The sequence below is a fragment of the Sphingorhabdus contaminans genome (assembly GCF_007280415.1).
In the GTDB taxonomy this organism is placed as follows: domain Bacteria; phylum Pseudomonadota; class Alphaproteobacteria; order Sphingomonadales; family Sphingomonadaceae; genus Sphingorhabdus_B; species Sphingorhabdus_B contaminans.
The window spans coordinates 1,146,310-1,161,321 of the sequence record NZ_VKKU01000001.1; the positions used below are offsets into that span (position 1 = coordinate 1,146,310).

Sequence of the window (15,012 nt, forward strand, 5' to 3'; positions counted from 1 at the left end):
CCGCTTAGTTCGTCCGAAAAGTATATCTCAGTTGGTAAGGGCTTCACGGCGCCCGGACAGTTAAACCATATCTTCTTTTCCAAACAACTTCTTGGATTAAACTCCCCTTCCCTTTCCTTTCCCTACGCGCTAAGGCGCGCGCAGCAATCGAATCTCCCGCTTTTACGCTGGTTTGGCTGCCCGCTGACAACTGTAATGTAACCTTCGACATGCAATTGTCGAAGGGAGCGGGAGTAGCCGTTCCCCATCCGGCAAAAAGCCCAACATCAAAGGGGTATATATCAATGACTGCAATCGGATTAGACAGCCTGCAAACCCGTACAACGCTCTCAGCTGGTGGTAAAACGGTAGATTATTTCTCCATCAAGAAAGTCGCTGAAAAGCTGGGCGATGTATCCCGCCTGCCTTTTTCGATGAAGGTGTTGCTCGAAAATCTGCTGCGTTTCGAAGACGGCGGGTTCACGGTTTCGGTCCATGATGTTCAGGCACTGATCGATTGGCAAAAAGATCCCAAATCCACTCGCGAAATTCAGTATCGCCCTGCCCGCGTTCTTCTGCAGGATTTCACCGGCGTGCCCTGCGTAGTCGATCTGGCAGCAATGCGCGACGCCATGAATAAACTGGGTGGTGACGCGCAGAAGATCAACCCGCAGGTTCCGGTCCATCTGGTTATCGACCATTCGGTAATGGTCGACGAATTCGGCCACCCCAAAGCCGCAGAGCAGAATGTGGAGATCGAATATCAACGTAACGCAGAGCGTTATGATTTTCTGAAATGGGGATCTAAATCACTCGCCAATTTCAAGGCGGTTCCGCCCGGAACGGGAATTTGCCACCAGGTGAACCTTGAACATATTGCGCAGGCCGTATGGACCTCTGTGACGGACGATGGTGCTACAATTGCATATCCCGATACATGCGTAGGCACCGATAGCCACACAACGATGATCAATGGCCTAGGGGTGCTCGGCTGGGGCGTAGGCGGAATTGAAGCTGAAGCCGCGATGTTGGGCCAGCCTGTTTCGATGCTGATCCCTGAAGTTGTCGGATTCAAACTTACCGGCGCACTGGCGGAAGGCGTTACCGCAACCGACCTGGTGTTGACTGCAACCCAGATGTTGCGCGCAAAGGGCGTTGTTGGTCGGTTCGTCGAATATTATGGCCCGGGCCTTGCTTCGCTCAGCCTAGCTGACCGCGCGACACTTGCAAATATGGCGCCGGAATATGGTGCAACCTGCGGTTTCTTCGGCATCGATGAAAAGACGCTTGACTATCTGCGTCTGACTGGACGCGACGAAGACCAGATCGCGCTGGTCGAGGCATATGCCAAAGAACAAGGCCTGTGGGCTTATGCTGACATGGAAGACCCTGTGTTCACGGATACCTTGTCACTGGATATGGGTACCGTTGTTCCCTCGCTCGCTGGTCCGAAGCGTCCGCAGGACAAAGTGATCCTGACCCAGGTCGACGACGTGTTCAACGGCGACCTGACCAATGTCTACAAACATGAAAGCGCTAAGCGCGTGGCGGTTGAAGGAAAGGCACATGATATCGGCGATGGCGATGTTGTCATTGCTGCAATCACATCGTGCACCAACACGTCAAACCCGTCGGTACTGGTGGCCGCAGGACTTGTAGCCCGTAAAGCCAATGCCTACGGGTTGAGGCCAAAGCCCTGGGTCAAAACATCACTCGCGCCCGGAAGCCAAGTGGTGACCGATTATCTCGACCGCGCCGGTCTGACCGCCGATCTCGATGCGGTTGGTTTCAACTTGGTTGGTTATGGCTGCACCACCTGCATCGGCAATTCTGGTCCGTTGGCAGAGCCAATTTCCAACGCGATCAATTCCAATGATATTGTGGCAGCCTCGGTGATTTCGGGTAACCGCAACTTCGAAGGCCGCGTATCGCCCGACGTGCGCGCTAACTTCCTTGCTTCGCCACCGCTCGTCGTTGCTTATGCCCTGAAAGGCACTGTTACAGAAGATTTCACAACCACCCCGATTGGTCAGGCGACCGACGGGACTGATGTTTACCTGCGCGATATCTGGCCGACTAACCAGGAAGTTCAAGATGTCATGACCGCCAATATCGACCGGTCGATGTTTACCGCACGCTATGCCAAAGTATATGAAGGCGATGCGCATTGGCAGAAAATTCAGGTCGAAGGTTCGGATACATACCAGTGGCGCGCCGGTTCTACCTATGTTGCTAACCCGCCTTATTTCGAAGGGATGAGCATGACGCCGGCCCCAGTGACCGATATTATCGAGGCCAAGCCGCTCGCAATTCTCGGCGATTCCATCACCACGGACCATATTTCGCCCGCAGGTTCGATCAAGGCCGACTCTCCTGCAGGCAAGTTCCTTATGGAACATCAGGTGAGCAAGGCGGATTTCAATAGCTATGGTGCGCGTCGCGGCCATCACGAAGTGATGATGCGCGGTACCTTTGCCAACATCCGTATCAAGAATGAGATGGTTCCCGGCATCGAAGGCGGCATGTCAAGCTATGCAGGCGAAGTTATGCCAATCTACGACGCCGCCATGCGACACAAAGCAGACGGCACGCCGCTCGTGGTCATCGCAGGTAAGGAATATGGCACAGGTTCCAGTCGTGACTGGGCCGCCAAGGGCACCAATTTGCTCGGTGTGCGTGCGGTAATTGTCGAAAGCTTCGAGCGTATCCACCGTTCGAACCTCGTCGGCATGGGCGTGCTCCCGCTTCAGTTCATGGAAGGTCAGGACCGCAACAGCCTTGGCCTGAAAGCTGACGATAGCTTTACCATCACAAGCGTTTCCAGCCTGCAGCCGCGTCAGACTGTAACGGTGCATGTAACCCGCAAGGATGGCTCGACTTTCACCTTCGACACATTGTGCCGGATCGATACCGCGAACGAAATCGAGTATTTCATGAACGGCGGCATCTTGCATTATGTGCTGCGGAAACTCGCGGCTTAATAGAGGCGCCTAGGCCCGGGCAAGGATCGATAGCGCCGCCTTCAAGTGCGGCGCATCGATCATTTTGCCTTCTAGTTGCAACACGCCAGCGCCCGGGTTGGCGGCAAATGCCTCCACGATGGCCTGGGCATGTGCCAATTGCTGCTTCGACGGCGTAAACCCGTCATTGATCGCCTGAACTTGCGATGGATGGATTGCGAGCATTCCGGTGAAGCCGTCTCGCGCAGCACGCGCAACATATCTGCCCAACGCATCCGTATCGCTGATATTTGGAAACACGGTGTCAATCGCAGCAACACCTGCGGCATGTGCCGCAAACAGCGTAAGCGAGCGAACCAGTTCATATGGGGCGGTGTAACTGCCGTCAGGCTCTCGCGACGTGGCCGCACCGACGGCAGCAGGCAAATCTTCTGCCCCCCAACTGACGCCGACCAGCCAGGGCGCGACTTCACGCAAACTGCCCAAATCGAATACGGCACCGGGCGTTTCGGTGGCGATGGGCAAAATGGGTGGTGCTTCGCCGTCGGGATTATCCGCAACTGCGGCCGCTTCAGCGCGCAACCAATTTACCGATCGGGCTCCCTCCGCCTTCGGAAGTACAATACCATCTGGCAAAAATGGCAAAACTGATGCGAGATCATCATGCGTCAGATGACTGTCTTGCGGATTGACGCGGACAAATACGGGGACAGGTCGGTCACCAGACAAATACTCGGCTGTCGCTTCTCTAGCAGAGACTTTCCGGTCAAGAGCGACTGAATCTTCCAGATCTATGATGATTGCATCAGCGCCGCTACCCGACGCTTTGGCAAAACGTTCGGGCCGGTCACCGGGGACAAAAAGGAGAGAGCGGAGCTTCATGCGGTTGAGCCTTATATTTATCACCAATGCCGGCCTTTTCGAAAATTGCTTCTACTAGGGCTTTCGCTTGGCCGGTTCTGATAGTTACGCGCTTTCGTCCTTCTTTAACAGAGCCGCCCGCTCGCAACTGCATACAACCTCGTCACGCTGGTTCAGACAACGATGAAGGAAGGTAACTACCCCGGCATCTGGTCGGGACTTGCTTTCTTTCAAACCAACGACTTCCGTTTCCGCGCGCAGTGTATCCCCGATAAAGACGGGCTTTGGCATGACCAACTTGTCATAACCGAGATTAGCCACCAGCGTACCCAGCGTCGTGTCGCCCACCGAAAGTCCGACCATCAGGCTGAAAGTGAAGGTACCATTGACCAAAATCTGCCCGAATTCGCTTGCGCGCGCAGCTTCTGCGTCAATATGCAATGGTTGCGGATTGTGGGTCATAACCGAAAACAGCAGATTATCCGTTTCGGTTACGGTCCGGTGGATTTCGTGCGCGATCGTATCGCCGATCTGCCATTGGTTGAAATATTTGCCTGCCATCGCCTTATCCCTATGCTGTCCTATCAAACTTGTTTCAGCATCTTACTTCTCTGCAGTCGCCCGTTCGTTCACTCGGCCAATTCTATCCGCGCCAACAGAGCTTCGACTTGTACCTGCGCGCCCACTTCGCAGTTTAGCTCTGCCACCATTCCGTCAAATGGGGCTGTAAGGCTATGCTCCATCTTCATCGCTTCTAAGGTAAGCAGTTTCTGGCCCTTGGCGACGCGATCACCCGCGGCAACATCGACCGCGATGATACGGCCTGGCATTGGGGAAAGAATTACGCCGTCGCCGACCCCTCCCACGCCAGATCCTCGCGGTTCAGCTAGGACGTACCGGCGTGCGAACCCATCTACAAAGGACAAGACATCGGCCGCCGGATAATCTTCTGCCACTTCTGAAAAGAGCACGTCGTGTATTACGCCGCTATCGTCCTTTATGCGTGCTTCGGCCTGCGAAGAAGCATTTAGACGGAAACCTAACGCCGCACTGACCGGACTTTGCCCCGGACTTGCGCACAGCAAGGCCGCTGCTTCGCGCAGTTCTTCCGGCTCGGGCTCCGGTGGCGTGACGAGGGCGTCGACTGCGCGTGCGATGAGGCCTGTGTCGACATCACCGGCGGCGAATTCTGGCAAATCCAGCAGCCTACCCAAAAATCCAGCGTTGGTTTTCACCGGCCAGACTTCGGTACCGTCAATGCCGTTTCTTAACTCGGCTGAAGCTTCGTCGCGGTTTGAGCCGCGGGCAATCAGTTTGGCGATCATGGGGTCGTAGAAGGGGGAGACTTCGCCGCCTTCGGTCACTCCGGTATCGACCCGCAAGTCTTCGGGAAATACCAGATGATCGAGCGTGCCGATGGACGGCAGAAACCCGGTGGCCGGATTTTCGGCATAGAGCCTTGCCTCCATCGCCCAACCGTTGATGCTTAGCTCATCCTGCCGCTTTGGCAGTGCTTCGCCACTGGCAACCCGCAACTGCCATTCCACCAAGTCCACGCCGGTGATCTCCTCCGTCACCGGATGTTCGACCTGCAGCCGTGTGTTCATTTCCATGAACCAGATGCGATCCGCACGCAGGCCTTCGGATGCATCGGCGATAAACTCGATCGTGCCAGCGCCCACATAGTCGACCGCCTTGGCCGCCCGGACCGCTGCCGCGCATAGCTGCTCGCGCGTCTCCTCGTCCATTCCCGGCGCAGGTGCCTCTTCGATGACCTTCTGGTGACGGCGCTGCAACGAACAATCGCGCTCGAACAGATGGACGATATTGCCCTGCATATCGCCAAATACCTGAACCTCGATATGGCGGGGTCGCTGGATACATTTTTCGATCAGGACATGGGCATTGCCGAAGGATGCACTTGCCTCACGCTGGCACGAAAGAAGAGCGTCGGCAAATTCCGAAGGCGCATCGACCTTGCGCATCCCCTTCCCGCCGCCGCCTGCAACGGCCTTGATGAGAACGGGATAACCGATATCGTCCGCCTGCCGGGCGAGGAATGCCGGGTCCTGATTTTCACCCATATAACCGGGGGTCACAGGAACGCCTGCCTCGGCCATCAGCTTTTTCGCCGCATCCTTCAGCCCCATGGCTGTAATGCTCGCCGGTTTGGGCCCTACCCAGACGAGACCTGCATCCATGACGCTCTGCGCGAATTCGGCATTTTCCGACAAAAAGCCGTACCCGGGATGGATCGCTTCCGCACCGGTCGCCTTTGCAGCAGCAATGATCTGCGCGCCCACAAGATAACTTTCCCGCGCAGGCGACAGACCAATGTGCACAGCCTCATCGGCCTGCTGCACATGAAGCGCCGTTGCATCCGCATCCGAATATACTGCAACAGTGCGAATACCCAAAGCACGTGCCGTTCGAATAATGCGGCAGGCAATTTCGCCGCGGTTTGCGATGAGGAGCGATTTGATCATAAATCCTCCCCAACATGGGGAGGGGGACCATCCGAAGGATGGTGGAGGGGCACGTGCAGGGCCTCATGCCCTCGCCGTTCAGCCAACTTAGCTACCCTCTGCTCACAAATCTGAATTATTCGCAAAACCGCATCTTCCAAACTACCCAAAACCGCGCTGACAGGCACCCGCAAGGTTGCCACACCCTGTGACCGCAGGAAATGACTTCGCGCCGCACCGGCCTTTGCGGCAACAAGACCATCATGTGAACGTCCGTCAACTTCAATGGCGAGCTTGGCCGCAGCACAATAGAAATCTAGGACGTACCTACCCGCCGGATGTTGCCGGCGATATTTGAATCCGCCAGGGCGCTTGCGCAACTCGCACCACAATATTGTCTCGGGCAAGCTCATCTCGCTCCGCAATTTGCGAGCGCGTTTGAGCGTGTCAGTGGGACCAGTTATCAAATCGTTCCTCCCCAGCATGGGGAGTGAGACCACCGAAGTTGGAGGAAAGGCACCTTTAGGATTACCGGCCCCTTCAACTTCGCGCGACTCCTCCCGTGCCCCTCCACCATGCTTCGCATGGTCCCCCTCCCCGTTCCGGGGAGGATTTGGGTGTGGTGTGCGTTTGGAAGGGATTTGATCATCGAACTCACATCCGGAACACCCCGAAGCGGGGTGCCTCCTCGACTGGGGCGTTGAGGGCTGCTGCAAAGGCCAGCCCCAGTACGTCCCTGGTTTGCGCCGGATCGATTATCCCATCGTCCCACAGACGGGCGGTCGCGTAATAGGGATTTCCTTCGTCTTCATATTTTTGGCGGATCGGTGCCTTAAAGGCTTCGGCTTCTTCGGGTGACCATTTGTCCGCGTCACGATGCACCGTCGCCAATACCGACGCCGCTTGTTCGCCGCCCATCACGCTGATCCGGGCATTGGGCCAGGAAAAAAGGAAGCGCGGGCTGTAGGCCCGGCCACACATGCCGTAATTGCCGGCACCAAAACTTCCGCCGATCAAAACAGTGACTTTGGGAACGCTCGCGGTCGCTACGGCTGTGACAAGCTTCGCGCCATGCTTTGCAATACCTTCTGCCTCATATTTGCCGCCAACCATGAAGCCGCTGATATTTTGCAGGAACAGCAAGGGAATCCGGCGCTGGCAGGCAAGTTCGATGAAATGCGCGCCCTTCACTGCACTTTCCGAGAATAATACGCCATTATTGGCAAGGATCGCCACCGGCATTCCCCAGATATGGGCAAAACCACATACCAGTGTCGTGCCATAAAGCGCCTTGAATTCATGAAATTCGCTGCCGTCGACGATGCGCGCTATTACTTCGTGCACATCATAGGGTGCACGCACATCTTCGGGGATAATCCCGTATAATTCCTGGGCATCAAATTTAGGCGGGCGTGGATCCCGCAAATCAATATCTGGCTGATGAACCCTGCCCAGATGACTAATGATATCCCGGACAATCGTCAGCGCATGTTCGTCATTTTCGGCCACATGATCGACAACGCCTGATTTGCGGCCATGCAAATCACCACCGCCGAGATTTTCGGCACTGATTTCCTCACCCGTGGCCGCTTTGACAAGCGGTGGCCCCGCCAGAAAGATTGTGCCCTGATTGCGGACGATAACCGTTTCGTCCGACATGGCCGGAACATAGGCACCACCCGCGGTGCAGCTGCCCATGACACAGGCGATCTGCGGGATGCCCTTGGCGCTCATATTCGCCTGATTGAAAAATATCCGCCCGAAATGCTCACGGTCCGGGAAAACTTCGTCCTGGTGCGGCAGGTTCGCGCCGCCGCTATCGACCAGATATATGCAGGGCAAGCGGTTCGCCTCGGCAATCTCCTGCGCACGCAGATGTTTCTTGACCGTCAACGGGTAATAGGTGCCGCCCTTGACCGTCGCATCGTTGCACACAATCATGCACTGGCGACCTGAAACACGCCCGATACCGCAAATCAGACCGGCGGCGGGGACCTCATCACCATATAGGCCATTTGCCACCAATTGGCCGATTTCCAGAAACGGGGAACCGGGATCCAAAAGACGTTCGACCCGATCTCTGGGCAAAAGCTTGCCGCGCGCCGTATGGCGTTCCCGCGACTTTTCATTACCGCCCAAGGCTGCTTCGGCCACTTTGGCCCAAAGCGCATCTTTCAAGGCGCGGTTATGGTCGCTCCGTTTGCGGAATTCCTCGGCTTCGAGATTGATCTGGCTGGATAAAGTGGGTGCGGTCATAACGCGGCTTACCCTGCCAGAAAATTTGGTGCAATTGAAACTATATTACGCAAACCGTCCCTGTAATTCATAGAGCGCGAGCGCCGCTTTTGCGGCTTCCCCGCCCTTGTCCTTTTGCTTGGGATCGGCGCGTACCAGGGCCTGCTGCTCGTTTTCGACGGTCAATATGCCATTTCCGATCGCAATTCCGTCCATGGTCAGCGCCATGATGCCGCGCGCACTTTCGCCGGCGACGATTTCAAAATGATATGTCTCGCCGCGGATCACGACACCGATGGCGACGAAACCGTCATATTGATGACTTTCGGCGGCCATTGCGATCGTGCCCGGAATTTCCAGAGCGCCCGGAACGGTAACCACTTCAACCTCATGCCCTGCAGATTTCAGTGCCGCCTTGGCGCCAGCCACGAGCATATCGTTCAAATGATCGTAAAAACGCGCTTCAACTATAAGAAATTTTGCCATTATTCGCCTCCGGTGCCAGGTATCGGCCGCTCGCCAACAATGGACAAACCATAGCCTTCAAGTCCGACTAATGTGTGATGTGTGTTTGTGAGCAGGATCATATCCTGCACACCCAATTCGGTCAGTATCTGTGCCCCGCCGCCATAATCGCGCAATTCTTCGACTTCAGGGGCTCCGGCTTGTTTGCCTTCGGCGCGCAACTGCATGAAACGGGTGACAATACCCTTCATCGGCTTGTTAATGACCACAACAACGCCAGCACCTTCCGCGGCGATTGCTTCCATAGACCGCGACAACAATCCTGCCCGCTCATTTTCTTCGCCGAATACATCCACGAACATCGACATGGTATGCATCCGCACCAATGTAGGTTTGGAAGGATCGACATGACCTTTGACCAAGGCCATCGTTTCGTCGCCTGTCGCCTTGTTATAGAATGTCATCGCCGTCCATTCACCGCCCCAACGGCTGTTGAACCGCATCTCTGCGCGTTTTTCGACCAGATGATCATGCTTGCGGCGATATGCAATAAGGTCCCTGATGGTGCCCATCTTCAGTCCGTGCAGCCGTGCGAACGACACCAGATCATCCATCCGGGCCATGGTGCCGTCATCTTTCATGATCTCGCAAATGACGCTGGAGGGATTAAGTCCGGCCAGACGTGAAATGTCACAGCCGGCCTCGGTATGGCCTGCCCTTACCAGCACACCACCTTCGCGTGCGATTAACGGGAATACGTGCCCGGGCGTTACGATGTCGTCACGGCCTTTGGAAGCGTCAATTGCCACAGAAACCGTACGCGCGCGATCCGCGGCACTGATGCCCGTCGTTACACCTTCCCGCGCTTCGATCGACGTTGTGAAGGCCGTCTCATGACGCGTGCCGTTCGCACGGCTCATCAGGTCGAGCCCCAATTGCTCCACCCGCTCTTTCGTAAGGGTAAGGCAAATCAGCCCGCGACCGTGCGTTGCCATGAAGTTGATGGCATCCGGAGTCGCCATTTGCGCCGGGATGATTAGGTCGCCTTCATTTTCCCGGTCTTCATCGTCGACAAGGATATACATACGGCCATTACGCGCTTCCTCGATGATTTCCTCGATCGGCACCAAGGTGGGCGTATCGTCATTGGAAAAGAGATAGCTTTCCAGTTTGCGCAACGTATCTGCGGTCGGATTCCAATCCGGCTGATCAAGGTCACGGAGCGTGTTTGCATGAAGACCGGCCGCGCGGGCCAGACCAGAACGCGAAAGGCCGCCCTCATGGACGAGCGTGCGAAGTTTGGTGATAAGTTGTGTAGACATGATTCGCTGATTTCACATTGCAATGTGATTGTCAAAAGATAGATTCACATTCTGACGCAAGCAAGCAGGTCAATGGTCGAAATTGTTGCCCTGCCCCAACAGCTTGCCACACAAAAGCTTACCTTGCGGACGGCGAGAATTCGGGCTTAGAACATCTGCAAATCACATGTAAGTGATAGCCAACAATATATTCAGGAGAAGAAAAGTGGCATCGACGGTCTGGGTAAAGAAGACATCATTGGCCGAACACCAAATTCACGAGGAGGAACTGCCTCCACTGGGTAATGGTGAGGTCCGCCTCAAGATCGAGAGCTTTTCCATCACCGCGAACAACATCACCTATGCGGTGATTGGCGACATGTTCGGCTACTGGAATTTCTTCCCAGCCCAAGGTGATTTCGGCGTCGTACCCATGTGGGGTCATGCCATCGTGGAAGAATCCCTTCACCCCGAAATCGCCGTTGGCGAACGCGTTTATGGATACCTGCCTATGGGCAGCCACCTCGATGTACTACCCGGTAAAGTCAGCAGCGGCGGATTTACGGACATGGCCGCCCATCGCCAGCCGATGAGCCCGATCTACAATCAATATTCCCGTCTGAACGCAGATCCCGAACATGATCCGGCCAAAGAAGATGAGCGCATGCTCTTCGGCCCGTTGTTCAAGACCGGCTTTCTGATTGAATCGATGTTCCGCCGTGAAGACTGGTTTGGCGCCAAAAACCTTATCATGACGAGTGCGTCATCAAAGACAGCCATGGGATTGGCGAGCGTCGCGAAAGATCTTTCGCCAGATATCAGGCGGATCGGCCTGACATCAAAAGGCAATGTTCCATTTGTCGAGAAAAGCGGCCTTTATGACCAGACCCTTGCTTATGAAGACGTCGGCAATCTGGATCAGGTCCCGTCCGTCTCCGTCGACTTTGCGGGCAATAGCCCTTTGCTCCATCAAATACATGCCGTGCTTGGGGAGCATCTGAAATATAGCTGCCTCGTGGGGGCAACCCATGTCGATGCCCGTGGAATCAGCGGCGGCGGGTCTGAAATCGCGGGACCAAAGCCGATCCTGTTCTTCGCACCTGATCATGCCGTCGCCGCGGTTCAGGAACTGGGGCCAAAAGGCTTTGGCGAGGCTGTGGCCAAAAGCTGGAAAAGCTTTCTGGATGCGGTCGATGGCGTCCTTACATTTGACAAACGTCAGGGGCTAGAAAATGCCGCGGACAGCTTTGTCGAAACATTGGAAGGACGCACGGACCCGAATAAGGGGATCATCATTCATCCTTGAAGACTTTGCCGTCCTTCATCACAAATTTCACAGCTTTTAACACCGTAACGTCGACCGTAGGGTCGCCATCAACGGCAATAAGGTCGGCGGCCTTGCCCGGTTCGAGACTGCCGACTTCTTTTTCAACGCCCAGCAATGTGGCGGCATTGACGGTGGCCGCTTGAATGGCGGCGCTGGCGGGCATGCCATGCTTCACCATCAGCTCAAATTCGTCCGCATTGCGGCCGTGCTTGGAAACGCCCGCATCGGTTCCAAAGGCGATCTTCACCCCTGCGGGATAGGCTTTGGCAAGGCTTTTTCCGGTCACACCAATGCGCCATTTCACCTTCGCCAGCACGTCGGGCGGATATGCATTCGGGTTGGCGGCCAGGCGTTCGATATATCCATTTACCGTCGACAGGGTCGGCACATAATAGGCGCCCGATGCCTTGAACAGCTTGATGCTCATATCGTCCAGCATCGTGCCATGTTCAATGGAGTCCGCGCCCGCAGCCAGAGCCGCATTGATGCCGTCTTCGCCATGCGCGTGCACCGCCATTTTCTTTCCGTAGAGGTGCGCCGTATCGACCAGTGCCTTAACCTCGTCGTCAAACAACTGGCGACCAAGACCGGCCCCGATCCGGCTGTTCACGCCGCCTGTGGTCGCTATCTTGATAACATCAACGCCCCGGCGGATTTGTTTGCGCACAGCCTGACGACAGCTTTCGACGCCATCGCACAGATTTTCCTGACCGATGCTGCCATGCAGGTCTTCCGACAAGGACAAGGTCGCGTCCATATGGCCGCTCGTCGTTGAAATCGAACGGCCGGCGTCAATGATACGCGGCCCGGGAAGTTCGCCCGCCGCGACCGCGTCGCGCAGCGCAAGCGTCGCTCCGCTGCCGTCGCCCAGGTTGCGCACGGTCGTAAAGCCCGCCATCAACGTTTTCTTTGCATTTCCCGCGGCGCGATATGCAGCTCGTGCCGGGCTATCCGTGACGGCCTCGATCAGCGCCGCATTGCCACCTGCATCACTGTCGAGATGGACATGGCTATCGATCAGGCCGGGCAGCACGAATTTCTGTTTCAGATCGATGATCTTGGCGCCATCGGGTCCGGCTTGATGACCGCTCAGAACCTCGGCAACGCGGCCGTTCCGAATGATAAGCGTGGACGCGCCACGCGGCGCGCTACCGGGTTTGTCCAGCAATTGTCCTGCGTGGATAACCGTCACCTGCTCGGGCGTTTGAGCCGCAAGGGCTATGGGCAATGCCAGAAACGAAAGACCAATTGCGGTAGCTATTTTCACGCTGCACTCTCCTCTTTTCTGCATTCCTTCTAAGCCGTTGCCACATATGAGCAAGACACTAACGCATGTTCCTGCGCCGAACTCCGGGGCCGGGTGGATCTTGCGGGGGGCCGGCGAAGCATTGCGCGACGGCCATCCATCGTTCCGCTATTTCACCCGTGACGGATAAACCGGTATCGGCGACGTTCCGGCATTGCGTTACCACCTGGCAAAAGTCCGTTGCACTTCCTTCGATTAGGCCGCTGTCCGAAGTCTCCCCATATTCCCACAACGCACCCGAAGGCGCAGTAAGTTTAAGGCGCGGCATCGGCCCGGGCGGGTCCAGCCGGCGGTTCTTCCAGGTCCACTGCCAAGTGTTGACGCCCAGACGCACGATGTTACCAATCCGGTCGCCGTCTTTGCGGTCCACACCCAGAACATCATAGATTGCCTGCGCATGGGCCCAGCTTTCCATGAGGCGCGCGGTTACCGAACTCAGGGCGCTCATATCCGGCCCGACCCACTTCAGCCGCTGCTTGGGGTCGGCAATGGCAAAATGGTCCGCCATGACCTTGGCGCGCGCAATCCACGTCTGCCGCAATTGCTGTCCCGAAAGATTGCCGAGATAGGCGGCCTCAAAGTCAGGCAACCGCCCGCCCCGGATACCCGCTGCCATCTGCTTCAGAAAATCGGTAAAGGCGGACTCGTCTTCGATCGACAGATCCGCGGCAATGTTCCAGACATGGAGGTGGCGGATAATATTGTTGATCGTCCAGTCCTTGAACAAGGTAACGGACTCAAACTCGCCGTCGGAAAGCGGTTCGAGCAGCGCATTCAGCGCCAAACTTTCGTCGTAAAAATCCTGTGCCTGTTGCATTGCGCTTCTACCCCATAAACCCGAACATATGCCCCGCGACTTTGCGCATCTGAATTTCCTCTGCGCCTTCGGTAATGCGATAGCGGCGGTGATGGCGATAGATATGCTCAAAGGGTTTGTGACGCGAATATCCGATGCCGCCATGGACCTGCATTGCGAAATCAGCGGCGTTGCACACCAGGCGGTTGGCCTTGTAGTTGCACATGCTGACCTTGTCGGACAGACGAACGGCCACTTCCGGCTTGGACATGCTGTCCATCTCAGCAGCCGTTTTGTAGATGAGCAGGCGGAGCATTTCCGCGTCGGTCTGCAACTCCACAAGCGGAAACTGGATTGCCTGATTTACGGCAAGTGCTTTGCCAAAGGGCTTTCGTTCCCGCGCATATTTGACCGCCTCATCGATACAATATTGTGCCGCCCCTAAGGACGACGCTGCCTGGCGGATCCGATTTTCATGCACAAAATGCTGCGCCACGGCGAGGCCATTGTCCAGCTCCCCCAAAATCGCACTTTCGGGAACCCAAACGTCGGTATAGCGCACCTTCGGATGATCCGTGGGCATGTTAAACGTCCACATATATTCGCCAATTTCAAAACCGGCCGCATCTGTCGGCACGATGAAACAGGTAATCCCCCGCGCCTTGCCGTCGTCGCCGCTTGTGCGGGCAAATGTCATGACATGGGACGTATAAGGCAGGCCCGTTGTCCACATCTTGTTTCCGTTGATGCAAAAACCCGGCACGCCATCGCGCACCTCGGGTACGGCACGCGTATCCATATGGGTTGCATCACTGCCATGATGTTCTTCGGTCAGACCGAAACTCCACCCCATTTTGCCTTCGAGCATCGGCGGAATGAAATCACGCTTTTGCTGCTCGGTCCCAAAATCCCTGAGCATCAATACCTGAACAAGGTTGCCGACAATGCTGCTTTCATTTTGCAGATCGTTATGAAGGCCTAAGCCCTTATGGGCCAGATGATGCCGAATGACGGCCATCGCCAGATTGCTTCCATCCTGCCCTCCAAACTCCTTTGGAATGGCATAACGATAATGCCCCGCACGATCCGCAACTTGCCGCATTTCCGCCAATAAAGCCCACCAGTCCGCGCGAGGATGTCCATCATTGTCCCAGTCCGTTCGGGCATGTTCACGGCGATGATCGAAAAAGCGGATATTGTCGTCGCGATTTTCGATAGGCTTGATTTCGCGTTCAATAAATTCGTCAAGGGTGGCGAGATATTCGGTGATTTCCGTCGGTATTTCAAAAATCATAATGCTCTCCCCTATATTACCGA

The 15,012-nt window shown here is 55.9% G+C and carries 12 protein-coding genes; 2 read left to right on the forward strand and 10 right to left on the reverse strand.

The genetic code is table 11. The features are described from left to right. The first annotated feature begins 284 nt into the window (after positions 1 to 284). The gene (gene acnA / locus FOM92_RS05685) at positions 285 to 2,960 is read left to right on the forward strand and encodes an aconitate hydratase AcnA (RefSeq protein WP_143775803.1); all 2,676 of its coding nucleotides are present in this window, start codon (positions 285 to 287) and stop codon (positions 2,958 to 2,960) included. A 9-nt stretch (positions 2,961 to 2,969) separates the two neighbouring features. On the opposite strand, the gene FOM92_RS05690 is transcribed toward acnA, so the two are convergent. The 7 genes from FOM92_RS05690 to ribB all read right to left on the reverse strand — a co-directional run bounded on the left by FOM92_RS05690 (position 2,970) and on the right by ribB (position 10,287). Continuing rightward, positions 2,970 to 3,821, reverse strand: coding sequence for an HpcH/HpaI aldolase/citrate lyase family protein (locus FOM92_RS05690; RefSeq protein WP_143775804.1), 852 nt, complete (start codon positions 3,819 to 3,821; stop codon positions 2,970 to 2,972). Positions 3,822 to 3,905: 84 nt separating this feature from the next. Continuing rightward, positions 3,906 to 4,361, reverse strand: a complete 456-nt coding sequence (locus FOM92_RS05695; RefSeq protein WP_143775805.1) for a MaoC family dehydratase — start codon at positions 4,359 to 4,361, stop codon at positions 3,906 to 3,908. A gap of 68 nt (positions 4,362 to 4,429) precedes the next feature. Further along, complete coding sequence (locus tag FOM92_RS05700) at positions 4,430 to 6,286, reverse strand: acetyl/propionyl/methylcrotonyl-CoA carboxylase subunit alpha (protein ID WP_143775806.1); 1,857 nt, start codon at positions 6,284 to 6,286, stop codon at positions 4,430 to 4,432. Further along, complete coding sequence (locus FOM92_RS05705; protein ID WP_143775807.1) at positions 6,283 to 6,750, reverse strand: endonuclease domain-containing protein; 468 nt, start codon at positions 6,748 to 6,750, stop codon at positions 6,283 to 6,285. Before FOM92_RS05705 ends, FOM92_RS05700 begins: the two co-directional genes overlap by 4 nt. Positions 6,751 to 6,919: 169 nt before the next feature. Next, on the reverse strand, positions 6,920 to 8,521 hold the full coding sequence (locus FOM92_RS05710; protein WP_143775808.1) for a carboxyl transferase domain-containing protein: 1,602 nt from the start codon (positions 8,519 to 8,521) through the stop codon (positions 6,920 to 6,922). A gap of 45 nt (positions 8,522 to 8,566) precedes the next feature. Then, positions 8,567 to 8,986 (reverse strand): 6,7-dimethyl-8-ribityllumazine synthase, encoded by a 420-nt coding sequence (gene ribH, locus FOM92_RS05715; protein WP_143775809.1) that lies wholly within the window; start codon positions 8,984 to 8,986, stop codon positions 8,567 to 8,569. Next, complete coding sequence (gene ribB / locus FOM92_RS05720; protein ID WP_143775810.1) at positions 8,986 to 10,287, reverse strand: 3,4-dihydroxy-2-butanone-4-phosphate synthase; 1,302 nt, start codon at positions 10,285 to 10,287, stop codon at positions 8,986 to 8,988. Before ribB ends, ribH begins: the two co-directional genes overlap by 1 nt. A 205-nt stretch (positions 10,288 to 10,492) precedes the next feature. Between ribB and FOM92_RS05725 the strand changes: the two genes are divergently transcribed. After that, positions 10,493 to 11,572: a DUF2855 family protein gene (locus FOM92_RS05725; RefSeq protein WP_143775811.1), complete on the forward strand. Its 1,080-nt coding sequence runs from the start codon at positions 10,493 to 10,495 to the stop codon at positions 11,570 to 11,572. Here FOM92_RS05725 and FOM92_RS05730 read toward each other — a convergent pair. The 3 genes from FOM92_RS05730 to FOM92_RS05740 are packed head-to-tail and all read right to left on the reverse strand — an operon-like array spanning position 11,559 to position 14,989. Beyond that, complete coding sequence (locus FOM92_RS05730) at positions 11,559 to 12,860, reverse strand: metal-dependent hydrolase family protein (RefSeq protein ID WP_246087156.1); 1,302 nt, start codon at positions 12,858 to 12,860, stop codon at positions 11,559 to 11,561. The two genes, FOM92_RS05725 and FOM92_RS05730, sit on opposite strands and share 14 nt — an antisense overlap. A gap of 58 nt (positions 12,861 to 12,918) precedes the next feature. After that, positions 12,919 to 13,716 (reverse strand): TIGR03084 family metal-binding protein, encoded by a 798-nt coding sequence (locus tag FOM92_RS05735; RefSeq protein ID WP_143775813.1) that lies wholly within the window; start codon positions 13,714 to 13,716, stop codon positions 12,919 to 12,921. A 7-nt stretch (positions 13,717 to 13,723) separates the two neighbouring features. Beyond that, a complete protein-coding gene (locus FOM92_RS05740; RefSeq protein WP_143775814.1) occupies positions 13,724 to 14,989 on the reverse strand; it encodes an acyl-CoA dehydrogenase family protein in 1,266 nt (421 codons plus the stop codon). Between the last annotated feature and the right edge of the window lie 23 nt (positions 14,990 to 15,012).

What these genes read in the sequence shown, in the direction of transcription:
- FOM92_RS05740 (WP_143775814.1), bottom strand. Translation starts at nt 14,989, where the DNA reads ATGATTTTTGAAATACCGACGGAAATCACCGAATATCTCGCCACCCTT.
- FOM92_RS05710 (WP_143775808.1), bottom strand. Translation starts at nt 8,521, where the DNA reads ATGACCGCACCCACTTTATCCAGCCAGATCAATCTCGAAGCCGAGGAA.
- FOM92_RS05735 (WP_143775813.1), bottom strand. Translation starts at nt 13,716, where the DNA reads ATGCAACAGGCACAGGATTTTTACGACGAAAGTTTGGCGCTGAATGCG.
- FOM92_RS05690 (WP_143775804.1), bottom strand. Translation starts at nt 3,821, where the DNA reads ATGAAGCTCCGCTCTCTCCTTTTTGTCCCCGGTGACCGGCCCGAACGT.
- ribH (WP_143775809.1), bottom strand. Translation starts at nt 8,986, where the DNA reads ATGGCAAAATTTCTTATAGTTGAAGCGCGTTTTTACGATCATTTGAAC.
- FOM92_RS05705 (WP_143775807.1), bottom strand. Translation starts at nt 6,750, where the DNA reads ATGCTGGGGAGGAACGATTTGATAACTGGTCCCACTGACACGCTCAAA.
- ribB (WP_143775810.1), bottom strand. Translation starts at nt 10,287, where the DNA reads ATGTCTACACAACTTATCACCAAACTTCGCACGCTCGTCCATGAGGGC.
- FOM92_RS05700 (WP_143775806.1), bottom strand. Translation starts at nt 6,286, where the DNA reads ATGATCAAATCGCTCCTCATCGCAAACCGCGGCGAAATTGCCTGCCGC.
- FOM92_RS05695 (WP_143775805.1), bottom strand. Translation starts at nt 4,361, where the DNA reads ATGGCAGGCAAATATTTCAACCAATGGCAGATCGGCGATACGATCGCG.
- acnA (WP_143775803.1), top strand. Translation starts at nt 285, where the DNA reads ATGACTGCAATCGGATTAGACAGCCTGCAAACCCGTACAACGCTCTCA.